The organism is Hyphomonas sp. (assembly GCF_046313735.1).
GTDB lineage: Bacteria > Pseudomonadota > Alphaproteobacteria > Caulobacterales > Hyphomonadaceae > Hyphomonas.
Genome location: NZ_JBKBXW010000010.1, coordinates 18,890 through 30,485, shown reverse-complemented (window position 1 = coordinate 30,485; position 11,596 = coordinate 18,890). Strand labels below are relative to the sequence as shown.

Below are 11,596 nucleotides of genomic sequence, written 5' to 3'. Positions count from 1 at the left end.
GCAAGAAGTGGCCCAGTTATCCTAAACGAAGCATGAAAGGCCTGCTGTTAGCCGCTTCTGGAGGGCTGCTGGCACGGATTGTAACCGGGGTGCTCAGCCGCCTATAAAGGCGCGGCAAAGCGGGAAAACCACAAAATGATGTATCTGATGATTGCCGGCGGGTTGCTGCTGCTCTTCGCTGGCGGGGAGGCGCTTGTCCGCGGTTCGGTCAGTGTCGCGCGACGCCTCGGCATCTCCGAACTGGTGATCGGCCTCACCCTGGTCGGCTTCGGGACCTCGGTGCCGGAACTCGTCACGAGCCTCGAGGCAGTCTCCAAGGGCGCGGTCGGCATCTCGGTCGGCAATGTCATCGGCTCCAACGTCGCCAACATCCTGCTCGTACTCGGCGTTGCGGCGATTCTCTCACCGATCCTCGTCCAGCCCCGGGCCATCGCCCGGGATGGCAGCTTCATGATCGCGGTCACCGTATTGTTCTGTGCGCTCCTGTGGTTCGACCAGTTCTCCCGCCCGGTCGGCATTGCGCTGGTCGTCCTGCTGGCAGCCTACCTGGCCTTTTCCATAATTGCAGACCGCAGGCGGGATGACCCGGCCGCCGAGATGCACGAGCATGAAGGCGAAACGGTCGAAGCCAATTACGGGCTTTTCCTCGGGCTCACGATTGCACTGGCCGGGCTGATCGGCGTGGTCGCGGGCGCGAACTTCCTGGTCACCGGTTCGGTCTCGCTTGCGCGATCCTTCGGCATCAGCGAGACCGTGATCGGCCTCACCATTGTCGCCATCGGCACCAGCCTGCCGGAACTTGCCACCTCCATCGTGGCCGCCCTGCGCCGCAAGGCGGATGTCGCAATCGGGAACATCATCGGCTCGAACATCTTCAACATCCTCGGCATCATCGGGGTCACGGCTATGGTCTACCCCTTCAGCGTGCGCGGGAGCCCGGCCGCTGAAGGCTTGGCGCGCGGCGAACCGGTCAGCCTTGTCTCGATGACCGACATCAGCACACTCATCCTCTCCGTGCTGCTGCTGGTCCTGTTCGCCTTCACGGGCCGCCGCCTCTCGCGCTGGGAGGGCGGCATTCTCCTCGGCGCCTACGTCCTGTACATGGGGCTGATCTTCGGTCTCGTCCCCGCACCGGGAGGATTTGCGTATGGCGGATAACCCGATCTATCAGGGCCTCGGCCAGCTTGGACAGGCAAGCGCCATCCCGGCAAGCCCGGAGGAAGCGCAGCTCGAGCGCGTGCCCAATCCGCACCCCGATACGCTCTACCTCACCCGCTTCGTCGCCCCGGAATTCACGTCGCTCTGCCCGGTCACCGGCCAGCCCGACTTTGCCCATCTGGTCATCGACTATGCCCCCGCCGCCTGGCTCGTGGAGAGCAAGAGCCTGAAACTCTACCTCACCAGCTTCCGCAATCACGGCGCCTTCCATGAAGATTGCACCGTCAGCATCGGCAAGCGAATCCATGCCTTCACCGAGGCCAGCTGGCTGCGGATCTCCGGCTACTGGTATCCGCGCGGCGGCATCCCGATTGACGTGTTCTGGCAATCCGGCCCTGTCCCCGAAGGGCTCTACGTGCCGGAGACCGGCGTCGCGTCCTATCGCGGGCGCGGCTGATCAGGGCTCCGGCGGCGCCCAGCGGCGCACGAGGGGCGCCATGTCGGCGCGGATCCGTTCCTGCGGCGAAGCCATCGCCGTTCCGAGATAGATGAAGCCGGCAATCCGCTCATCCGTTGCGAGGCCCAGCGCGTCGGCCACATCCGGATCATAGGCAATCCATTCGGTCAGCCAGACACCGCCCCAGCCGCAGGCATTCGCTGCCAGCAGCAGGTTGTAACAGACCGCCCCCGCTGAGAGTTCCTGCTCCCAGGCCGGCGTCCGTCCCGTCTCGCGCGGAGAGGAGACAACCGCTACCACCACCGGCGCCCGCGTCAGCAGCCCGGCCGCATCCGCCGCCTCGGCCTCGCGCCCCCGCGCTTTCAGGATCGCGGCAAAAGCCTCTCCTGCCTGCGCGCGGGCGGCCCCTTCAAACACGATGAACCGCCAGGGAGTGAGCTTGCGATGATCCGGCACCCGGGCCGCGATCGACAAGAGTTCATCCAGCGCGTCCGGCGAAGGCCCCGGCGCGCCGAGGAACTGCTTGTTGGCGGATTTCCGCAGGGCGAGGAACTGGCGGACACCATAATCCGGCCGGCTGGCCAGAAGGGGCGTCCCGGCGGGCGGGGCGGGGGGAAAGAGCTTGTTCACGCCTGCCGGGTTATCCTTCCTGCGCGGGGCTGCAAAGGTAAATTTGGCGGCCGGCCTTGCCTTCGCCGCCCCGCAGGACTAATTTCCGTGAACACCGTTCACTTTTTGAACGGCGGTTGGAGCCAGCGTTCCCGTGTCAGAGATTCTCCCGGATGACAGCCCGGCCGAGCGCCGGCGCCAGAAGGTCCGCACCGCGATCCTTGACGCGGCCGAACGGGTCTTCGCAAAGGAGGGCGAGGCCGGACTGTCGATCCGCCGCCTCGCCGAGGAAATCGACTATTCCCCGGCTGCGATCTACAAATACTTCGGCTCCAAGGAAGAACTGGTCGATGAGCTGAAGGAGTCCTTCTTCGAGTGCCTGCTGAGCGACATCGACGAAGCGGCCTACACCACGCTGCCTTTCCGGGAGCGCGCCTGCCACACCTTCGGCAAATATATCGAAACCGCGATCACCCGGCCCCACCACTACATGGCCGCCTTCTCCTACACCCTCGCCTTCGAGGGGATCGACCTCGCCAGCCATTTCGGCGACATGGACCCGGAAGTCTTCCGCGCCAGCCATAAAGGCAGGGCGTTCCATGTGATCGCCGGCCTGATCGAGGAGGGACAGGCCACCGGCATGTTCCGCGCCGACATAGACCCCTTCCTAGCGGCCAAATCGCTCTGGGCCTCGATGCACGGTGTCGCCATGCTGCTGATCCAGCTGCCGGGATTCCCCTCCGCGCTTCCGACGCCGCATCCGGATCTCACCCGGCCGGATTTCATCCGTCTGCATACAGAGCTCATGTTCGCGGGCCTGTGCGTGCCATCCTCCCAGAAACAAAGCCATTTACCCAGATCCGGGCCAGACCAATGACTGATCCTGCCTACACTGACGCAGCCGCCAGCCCGCCCCGCAAGTCCGGATGGTTCAGGGCACTCATATTCCTTGTCCTGCTCGGCTCAGCGGGCGCGCTGCTCCTGTCCGGCGCCCTGTTGCTGCGCAGCCCGACCGGACCGGTCGTCGCCGAGCGCGCGCCGGAACCCCTGCGCGCCGATGTGATGCAGATTGCCTATGTCGACATGATCGAGGTGGACGAGCTATACAGCGGCCTCGCCGAAGCTCGCCGCACCAGCCGTCTTGGCTTCCAGACTGGCGGACGGATCGAAACCATCAGTGTCCGGATCGGTGACAAGGTCGAGCCCGGCGCCACGCTTGCCCGTCTCGACACGCGCAGCCTGAATGCCCAGCTTGCCTCTGCCAATGCGGTCGTCGAAGAAGCCCGCGCCGCGCACCGCCTCGCCCTCGATACCGCCCAGCGCCAACGCACCCTGATGGCGCAGGGCCATGTCTCGCAGCAGCGCGTCGATGAAGCCTCTGCCCAGGCCGACACCGCCGCCGCGCGCATCGACTCGGCCCGCGCCCAGGCCGATACCCTCCGGGTACAGATCGACCTTGCCCGCATCACCGCGCCCTTCGCCGGCACGGTCACGGCCCGCTTTGCCGATGAAGGCGCCATTGCAGGCTCCGGCCAGACCATTCTGGAACTTGTCGAGACCGGCGACCTTGAAGCCCGCATCGGCGTCCCGGCCCGGGCAACCGTCAACCTGAAGCCCGGCGAAACCTACCTGCTGGCCAGCGACATCGGCGAAGTCCCCGCCCGCCTGCGCAGCCTCACCGGCGTCGTCGATCTTGCCCAGCGCACGGTCGGGGCCGTCTTCGACATTGACGAAGCGAGCGGCGTGCCCGCAGGCTCGATCGTCCGCCTGCGCATGCCCCGGAAGATGGACGAGCGCGGCTTCTGGGTGCCCTTGAAAGCCATGACCAGCGCCAATCGCGGCCTGTGGACGGTCTATGTCGCGGTCGAGGAAGGCGGCACATGGCGCGCCCGCCCGCGCCTTGTTGAAAGCGTCTATCCGGCCGGCGACCGCGTCTTCGTGCGCGGCCCGGTCGAGCCCGGCGAGCGGATCATCATTGACGGCCTCCACCGGATCGTTCCGGGCGCCGAAATCATCCCGCATGAGGACAAGAGCGCCTCTGCCGGGAATGGCGGCTGACCCGGCGCAGCGGAGACCCACGTGCAGACCCTCTTCTTCCGCATCCCCCGGCTGACGATCCTCGCCATCCTCGTGATCTTCCTCGGCGGGGCAGGGGCGCTGATGACCCTTGGCCGGCAGGAAGACCCGACCCTTGTGGAGCGTTTCGGCAGCATCGTCGTGACGCTCCCGGGCGCCGATGCAGAGCGGATGGAAGCCCTGATTGCCGAGCCCCTCGAGGCGGCGCTCATGGAGCTGCCGGAAGTCAGCGAAGTGCAGACCACCGCGCGCAACGGGGTTGTGCAGGCGATCATCGACATTGATGCCGGCCTCTCCGCGGCTGAGGTCGATGACGCCTGGACGCTGGTGCGCCAGAAGGTCGAGCAGGCACGGCAGGCCTTTTCCCCCGGAACCTCCCAGCCGGACGTGACCCGCCAATATGTCGGCGCCGCAACGCTGGTCGTCGCCCTTACATGGGAAGGGCGCGAACCGCCGCCCCGCGCCGTCATCCGCCGCATGGCGCTAGACCTGCAGGACCGGTTTCAGCGCCTTCCCGCGACAGAACTCACCCAGACCTTCGGGATGCCGCAAGAAGAAATCCGCGTCATCGCCGATCCCGAAGCGCTCTCGGCAGCGGGCCTCTCGCTTTCCCAGGCCGCGCGTCTGCTGGAAGCGGCTGATTCCAAGAATCCCGCCGGGCGGCTTCGCACCGATGGCGGCACTGTCGGCATCGAAGTCGAAGGCGAATTCACCGGCACGCGGCGCATCCGCAATGTGCCTCTGCTCCAGCGCCCGGATGGGTCCGCCGTCCGCGTCGGCGACATTGCCGTTGTCGAGAAGGGCTTCCTCGATCCCCCGGTGACCGGCGCCCTTCGCAACAACAACCCTTCCGTCCTCGTGGCGGCGTACATCTCGCCGATGCAGCGCGTGGATCAATGGGCCGGGCGCGCGCGGGACATCGTCGAAGACTTCCGCGCCGATGCGCCGCCGGGGCTGAACATCGAGATTGTCTTCGACCAGAGCAGCTACACCACCTCGCGCCTCGACGGCCTCGCCGGCAATCTCGCCATGTCCGCCCTGATCGTCTTCGCGGTCCTGTTCTTCCTGATGGGCTGGCGCGCCGCCATCGTCGTCGGCATGGCGATGCCGCTGACCATCGGGCTTGTGCTGATCCTGTTCAATGTCTTCGGCCATCCGCTGCACCAGATGTCGGTCACCGGCCTCGTCATCTCGCTCGGCCTCCTGATCGACAACGCCATCGTCGTCACCGATGAGTTCGACCAGGCCCGGGCGCGCGGGATGAGCCGGCATGACGCCATCGACAAGAGCCTGCGCCACCTGTTCGCGCCGCTTGCCGCCTCGACGCTGACGACAGCGCTCGCCTTCGCGCCCATCGCGATGCTGCCGGGTCCCGCCGGCGAGTTCATCGGCATGATCGGCATTTCGGTGATCTACTCCATCGTCTCGTCCTTCGTGCTGGCCATCACCATCGTGCCTGCCATGGCCGGCTGGTTCGACCGCACGCGCGGCTGGGAGCGGGGCGAAGCCCGCCGCCCGCGCCGCTGGTGGCGCGATGGCATGTCCTTCGGCATCGTCACCGATGGCTACCGCGCCACCATCGAGGCGACCCTGCGCTTCCCGCCGCTCGGCATCCTCATCGCGGTCGCGCCCGCCATCGCCGGGCTCTACCTTGTCGGCACGCTGCCCCAGCAATTCTTCCCGCCGACCGAGCGCGACCAGTTCCAGATCGTCATGAACCTGCCGAGCGAGGCAGACCTTTCCGAAACCGAGGCGACTGCCCGCCGCGCCACAGACCTGCTGAACACCTTTCCCGGCGTCCGTTCGGTCAACTGGGTCCTCGGCGCGCCATCGCCTCGCGTCTATTACAACGCCATCAACGAAACGCGCGGCGTCGAGGGTTTCGCCTCCGGCTGGGTGCAACTCGACTCCACCCGGCGCACCCGCGAGATCGTCGCCGAGGTCCAGGCGCGCCTGCGCTCGGAATTCCCCTCGGCGCGCATCCTCGCGCTACCCTTCGAGCAGGGCCCGCCCGCAGACGCTCCCATCGAACTCATCCTGCGCGGCCCGGACCTTGAAACCCTGAACCGCCTCGGCAAGGAAGTCCGCGCGCTGCTGGGCGAGACGCCCGGCGTCACCTACACCGTCGCCTCACTCCAGCTCGGCGCGCCGGTCCTGCGCCTGAAAGCCGATGAAGCCGCCACCGCCATCGCAGGCTCCCGCCTGACAGAACTCGCCGCCAGTCTCAGCTCGGAGCTCGAAGGCGTGCCCGCCGGCTCTGTCCTCGAAGGCACTGAAGAACTCCCCGTACGCTTCATCGCCTCCGATGCCCGCCGCCGCTCGCTTGCAGACCTCCAGTCAAAAACGGTTGGCGGCAGCGCCGGCGTCTCCGGCACACCCATCGCCGCGCTCGGCGACATGGAACTCCTGCCCAAGACCGCCATCATCTCCCGGCGCGACGGCGTGCGCACCAACCAGATCCTCGCCTTCCTCGAACCCTTCACGCTGCCCGCGCCGAGCCTTGCCCAGTTCCAGGAAAGACTCGCCGCAAGCGATTTCTCTCTCCCGCCCGGTTACGACCTCCTGATCGGCGGCGAGGCGGAGAATTCCGGCGAAGCGGTCGGCAACCTTGCGGCGGTCGGCATCCCGCTGATGCTGGTGATGGCCGGCGCCATCATGCTGGTCTTCAATTCCTTCCGCATGATGTTCCTGATCCTCGCCTCGGGCCTCATTTCTGTCTTCTACGCCTTCTTCGGCGTCTGGCTGTTCAACCTGCCTTTCGGCTTCAATGCCATCGTCGGCAGCCTCGGCCTGTTCGGCATCGCCATCAACGGCTCCATCGTTGTCCTCTCCCTCCTGAGGGCGAGCCCGGCGGCGATGGCGGATGATGTGATCGCCCAGCGCGATATCGTCGTGGACGCGACCCGGCACATCGTCGCCACCACCCTCACCACGATGGGCGGCTTCGTGCCGATCCTGCTGTCAGGCGACGCCTTCTGGCTCCCGCTCGCCGCCGGGATTGCCGGCGGAGTCGGCGGCTCGGCCCTCGTGGCGCTCTACTTTACGCCGGCCATCTTCCGCATCATGACGCTGAAGCCCGTCCGCCGCATCTTCGGATACAGGCCCCAGCCACCCGCAGCTATCCCAGCGGAATGAGGCACCCCGGATTGAAACCCGGCGCCGTCAGTGCCATTTCCAAACCAACCCTGATACAGGAGCCGCCCGGCATGATCGACAATCCCGATATCGGCACCCCGGCGCCGCCCTGGAAACGCCTGCGCTTCGAAGCCCAGGCCGCTGCCGCAGAAGAGCCGGCCCTTGCCAGCTATCTCAGCGCCGCAATCCTGTCGCACAGGACACTCGGCGAGGCGCTCTCATTCCACCTCGCCGAAAAACTCTCCGCCCCGGCCATGGGCCCGCAACAGGTGCGCCAGGTGCTCACCGGCGTCTACGCCGCCGCGCCGGAGCTGATCGGGATGGCGGAAGCCGACATGCAGGCCGTGCTGGAGCGCGATCCCGCCTGCCGGGGCATGTTGCAGCCTTTCCTGTTCTTCAAGGGCTTCCTCGCCCTGCAGACCTACCGCGTCGCCCACCAGCTCTGGCGCCAGGGCCGCGAGACTCTGGCCTTCCATTTCCAGAGCCGCTCCTCCGAGCTTTTTGATGTCGACATCCACCCCGCCGCCCGGATCGGGCGCGGCGTGATGCTCGACCATGCCTCCGCGATCACCATCGGCGAGACGGCGGTGGTCGGTGATGGCTGCTCGCTGCTGCACGGCGTCACCCTCGGCGGCACCGGCAAGGAAGTCGGCGACCGTCACCCCAAGATCGGGCGCGGCGTGCTGCTGTCGGTCGGAGCCAAGATCCTCGGCAACATCACCATCGGCGACGAAGCCAAGGTCGCTGCCGGCAGTGTCGTCCTGAAGGATGTGCCGGCCTATTGCACGGTGGCCGGTGTCCCCGCGAAGATCGTCGGCGGCCCGGTCTGCTGCCAGCCTGCGGCCACCATGGACCAGGCCATTCCGGACGCTGCGACCGACTGAACCACAGCTCTCTACCGCGCGCCAATTGCACTCCCGTCCGAACGGGCTAGGGTCCGGCGCGACGCAAAACAAAAGAAGGACGTGCCGTCATGGAGCGCGAAGAAACCCTGCGCCTTGAAGCCTATCTCAAGGAAAAACTGCATCCCGGCCTGCGCCTTCTGGCGCGTGAAAAGACGGGCGATTCGGTCGAGGTCTATCTCGGCGCCGAATTCCTCGCGGTCGTCTACAAGGATGAAGACGAGGGCGAAACCTCCTACCAGTTCGTGATGACGGTCCTGAAGGAAGACATCACCGGCGGCTGAGCCCGTGCTTTAGCTGTCGCGGTGCGCGGCGCGGGCGAGCCGGTCATTGATCGCCTCGCCCAGCCCCTCCGCCGGCACCGGCGCAACCGCAATCCGGTCAAACTGCGTGTCCATCGCCCGCAGCATCGCAAACAGGTTTGCCGCCGCCTCCGCAAGGTCTCCGGCGGGCGAGAGGTTCATGTCCGCCGCGCCCGGGCCGAAGCCGAGAAAGCCTTCACCGGCCTCCGGCGCAGGCACATTCAGGCGCAACCTCGCCTTTGGCGCATAATGCGATTTCAGCATCCCCGGCGCGGAAATCCCGCCGCCTGACTCGCGCGCCAGCTTCCCGCCGATAACCGCCTCGATGGCGCCGGCAGGCACCGCGCCGCTCCGCAGCAACGTCACAATCTCGCCGTGCACTGCCACGATCGTCGACTCGATCCCGACCGGGCAGGGGCCCGCATCGAGGATCAACCCCACCTTGCCTGCCAGGTCTGCTGCCACATGCGCCGCCAGTGTCGGGCTCACATGGCCGGACCGGTTCGCGGACGGCGCCACAACCGGCCCACCAAAAGCCAGGATAAGCGCCCGCGCCCATTCATGCGCCGGACAGCGCAGCGCCACCGTCTCCAGCCCCGCCCGTGCCAGATCACACACCGTACCCGCAGGCGCCACCGGAAGCACAATCGTCAGCGGCCCCGGCCAGAACGCCGCCATCAGCCGCCCTGCCAGCGGCGAGACAACCGCCTCGCGCCGCGCCATCTCCACATCGCGCACATGCGCAATCAGCGGATTGAACCTTGGCCGGCCCTTCGACTCATAGAGCCGCGCGACAGCTTCCGGGTTCGAAGCATCCGCCGCCAGCCCATAGACTGTCTCGGTCGGCATCGCGACCAGCCCGCCCGCTCTCAGGATACCGGCGGCCTGTTCGATCAAGGCAAGGTCGGGGGAAGGAGCGGGCTCAGCCATGCCCGCCCTTAGCATTGCCGGCAGGCCGGTCAATCAGCGCAGCCGCTTCGCCCGGCCTGAAATCGCAATGGCGATCTCGTCCGACACCCATTTGCCGTCCGGGTCCGATGCCATGCCGAGGTTGAGGTCCCGCCGCCGGAACGAAGTTTCACCCGACAGGATGCCCTCATCTCCGTCCATGACCAGCGTGAATTCCAGCCGCTCGCTGGCCGTCTCGCCCTTCAGGGTCAGCGTCGCCGTTGCCCGGTAGCGATCCTCGCCGCGCGCCTCGAAATCGGACAGCACGACGCTCGCCTGCGGATGAGCGGCGATGTTGAACCACTCAGCCTCCCGCAGCGTCGAATCATAGAGCCTCATGCCCGTAGCCGCGCTGCCCGTGTCGACATTCACCGTCACGGACGCATTGGCGAGGTCATCCGGATCAAACATCACATCCGCTGTCCAGCGCCGGAACGTGCCGCTGAAGGCGTTGCCATCATTGTCGCCCGAGAAGCGGATCTCGGAGGCGTCATAATCCACCGCCCAGTTGCCCCCGCCGCCCGATGCCAGCTCGGCCGCAGCCGTCCGGCCCGGTCCCAGCATCGCGGAGCCTGCAATCAGCGCAAACAGCAGCGCGCTGCCGCCAAAGGCGATGGCCGCACTGCGCGCCGCGTTGCCGCTGCGCTGCGCCGGCAGCCCGCCGCCCGGCACCATCCGGCGCAGCACGCCGTCTTCGACGCCCATCTCATGCTTCACCGCGCCCGCCACATGTAAGCCCAGTAGCACGAGGATCACCCAGGCGCCCTTGGAGTGCATATTCTCGACCAACTCATACAGGTCCTCGCTGCGCAGCCCCGCCGTGAAGGGCAGGTGCGGCCAGTCGATGAACCCGAACAGCACGGTCGACACCTGGAAGGGCGAGACCGACACCATCAGCCACCCGCCCAGCGGGATCCCCAGCATCAGTGCATAGAAGCCGAACTGCACCGCATGAGACGCCCGGCGCTCCCAGAGATTGATGTCAGCGGGCAGGGCTGGCGGCGGGTTCATCAGCCGCCAGCCAAGGCGCGCCAGCGTCAGGAACAGGATCGTGATCCCGATGGACTTGTGCAGCTGATAGCGCGCCTCGCTGTCATCCATGTTCCAGCCAAGCCAGATCATGAAAAGCAGCAGGGCCGCCATCGCCCAGTGAAGGGCAATGGCGACCCCTGAATAGCGCTCGGCGCGTGCCTCGCTCATTTAGGCTTAGCCTGCCGACTCGCGGAACTCGGCTTCGATGATAATCTCGACCTCATCGCCGATCGGGCCTTGCAGGTGCCCCATCCCGAAATCGGACCGCTTCAGCGTGCCCCGGGCCGAGAAGCCGATGACATCGGTGTTCGGCGCCCACTGGAACTGGGCCACGCCGTTATATTTCACATCCAGCGTCACTGGCACGGTTGCGCCGCGGAAGCTGAGATTGCCGGTCACCTTGCCGGTCGAGGCGGTTTCCGGGCTGATCCCGGTGGTGGTGAAGGTGATCTGCGGGAATTCGGCGCCGTTGAACCAGTTGGGGTTCTCGGCGAGGTCCTCGTTCCAGGACTGGAAGCCGGTGTTCGGATGGGTGCCCACATAATCGCCAGGATAATCGGTCTCGACCGAAAGGGGGTTGATCGTCGCCGTCAGGCTGGTCGCCGCCGGGTCATCGGGGTTGAAGTTCAGCGTTGCCGAGAAATCGGTGAAGCGGCCGGTATATTTGGACAGGCCGAAATGGCTCACCCGCCAGATAAGCGAGGCATGGCTGAGGTCGAGGTCATAAGTGCCGGCCCGGCCAAACTCTACGGGCTCTTCAACCGCAGCCGGTGCAGCGGCGTCAGGTGCCGCGCCTGGCGCGGTGGCGGTCTCGGAACAGGCAGCAAGCGCCAGTGCGCTGACAGCAATCAACAAGGTACGCATGGAATCAGTCCCTTCTGTATGGTGCAGCGCACAAGGTAGTGCACTCTTCCGCTCCGTGCACCACTTCATTAACGTGGGCCGGACATATCACCTATCCGCAAACCGAAAGGATG

Annotated in this window: 11 protein-coding genes; 7 read left to right on the top strand and 4 right to left on the bottom strand. The window is 66.4% G+C overall.

Annotation, left to right across the window (positions count from 1 at the left end):
- Positions 1-135 precede the first annotated feature (135 nt).
- The gene (locus tag ACK4SV_RS06690) at positions 136-1,158 is read left to right on the top strand and encodes a calcium/sodium antiporter (RefSeq protein WP_409917037.1); all 1,023 of its coding nucleotides are present in this window, start codon (positions 136-138) and stop codon (positions 1,156-1,158) included.
- Positions 1,148-1,615 (top strand): preQ(1) synthase, encoded by a 468-nt coding sequence (queF, locus tag ACK4SV_RS06685; protein ID WP_409917036.1) that lies wholly within the window; start codon positions 1,148-1,150, stop codon positions 1,613-1,615. Before ACK4SV_RS06690 ends, queF begins: the two co-directional genes overlap by 11 nt.
- On the opposite strand, the gene ACK4SV_RS06680 is transcribed toward queF, so the two are convergent.
- Entirely contained in the window at positions 1,616-2,245 is a 630-nt protein-coding gene (locus ACK4SV_RS06680) for a nitroreductase (RefSeq protein WP_409917035.1), read from the bottom strand.
- Positions 2,246-2,378: 133 nt separating this feature from the next.
- Here ACK4SV_RS06680 and ACK4SV_RS06675 point away from each other — a divergent pair, with 133 nt between their 5' ends.
- The 5 genes from ACK4SV_RS06675 (at position 2,379) to ACK4SV_RS06655 (ending at position 8,621) form a co-directional block, all read left to right on the top strand.
- Positions 2,379-3,101: a TetR/AcrR family transcriptional regulator gene (locus tag ACK4SV_RS06675; RefSeq protein WP_409917034.1), complete on the top strand. Its 723-nt coding sequence runs from the start codon at positions 2,379-2,381 to the stop codon at positions 3,099-3,101.
- Entirely contained in the window at positions 3,098-4,282 is a 1,185-nt protein-coding gene (locus ACK4SV_RS06670; protein WP_409917033.1) for an efflux RND transporter periplasmic adaptor subunit, read from the top strand. The genes ACK4SV_RS06675 and ACK4SV_RS06670 overlap by 4 nt, the downstream gene beginning before the upstream one ends.
- Before the next feature lie 21 nt (positions 4,283-4,303).
- Positions 4,304-7,435: an efflux RND transporter permease subunit gene (locus ACK4SV_RS06665; RefSeq protein WP_409917032.1), complete on the top strand. Its 3,132-nt coding sequence runs from the start codon at positions 4,304-4,306 to the stop codon at positions 7,433-7,435.
- Between the two features lie 71 nt (positions 7,436-7,506).
- A complete protein-coding gene (gene cysE, locus ACK4SV_RS06660; RefSeq protein ID WP_409917031.1) occupies positions 7,507-8,319 on the top strand; it encodes a serine O-acetyltransferase in 813 nt (270 codons plus the stop codon).
- A gap of 89 nt (positions 8,320-8,408) precedes the next feature.
- A complete protein-coding gene (locus ACK4SV_RS06655) occupies positions 8,409-8,621 on the top strand; it encodes a DUF3126 family protein (protein WP_409917030.1) in 213 nt (70 codons plus the stop codon).
- A gap of 9 nt (positions 8,622-8,630) precedes the next feature.
- Here the strand turns inward: ACK4SV_RS06655 and ACK4SV_RS06650 are convergent, their stop codons facing one another.
- The 3 genes from ACK4SV_RS06650 to ACK4SV_RS06640 are packed head-to-tail and all read right to left on the bottom strand — an operon-like array spanning position 8,631 to position 11,483.
- On the bottom strand, positions 8,631-9,569 hold the full coding sequence (locus tag ACK4SV_RS06650; RefSeq protein ID WP_409917029.1) for an L-threonylcarbamoyladenylate synthase: 939 nt from the start codon (positions 9,567-9,569) through the stop codon (positions 8,631-8,633).
- Between the two features lie 33 nt (positions 9,570-9,602).
- Complete coding sequence (locus ACK4SV_RS06645) at positions 9,603-10,787, bottom strand: cytochrome b/b6 domain-containing protein (RefSeq protein ID WP_409917028.1); 1,185 nt, start codon at positions 10,785-10,787, stop codon at positions 9,603-9,605.
- Between the two features lie 6 nt (positions 10,788-10,793).
- Positions 10,794-11,483: a YceI family protein gene (locus ACK4SV_RS06640; protein WP_409917027.1), complete on the bottom strand. Its 690-nt coding sequence runs from the start codon at positions 11,481-11,483 to the stop codon at positions 10,794-10,796.
- Positions 11,484-11,596: the final 113 nt, after the last annotated feature.

Bases quoted from the DNA above. Each gene is read 5' to 3' on its own strand.
- ACK4SV_RS06690 (WP_409917037.1), top strand. From the start codon at position 136: ATGATGTATCTGATGATTGCCGGCGGGTTGCTGCTGCTCTTCGCTGGC.
- queF (WP_409917036.1), top strand. From the start codon at position 1,148: ATGGCGGATAACCCGATCTATCAGGGCCTCGGCCAGCTTGGACAGGCA.
- ACK4SV_RS06670 (WP_409917033.1), top strand. From the start codon at position 3,098: ATGACTGATCCTGCCTACACTGACGCAGCCGCCAGCCCGCCCCGCAAG.
- cysE (WP_409917031.1), top strand. From the start codon at position 7,507: ATGATCGACAATCCCGATATCGGCACCCCGGCGCCGCCCTGGAAACGC.
- ACK4SV_RS06655 (WP_409917030.1), top strand. From the start codon at position 8,409: ATGGAGCGCGAAGAAACCCTGCGCCTTGAAGCCTATCTCAAGGAAAAA.
- ACK4SV_RS06650 (WP_409917029.1), bottom strand. From the start codon at position 9,569: ATGGCTGAGCCCGCTCCTTCCCCCGACCTTGCCTTGATCGAACAGGCC.
- ACK4SV_RS06645 (WP_409917028.1), bottom strand. From the start codon at position 10,787: ATGAGCGAGGCACGCGCCGAGCGCTATTCAGGGGTCGCCATTGCCCTT.
- ACK4SV_RS06640 (WP_409917027.1), bottom strand. From the start codon at position 11,483: ATGCGTACCTTGTTGATTGCTGTCAGCGCACTGGCGCTTGCTGCCTGT.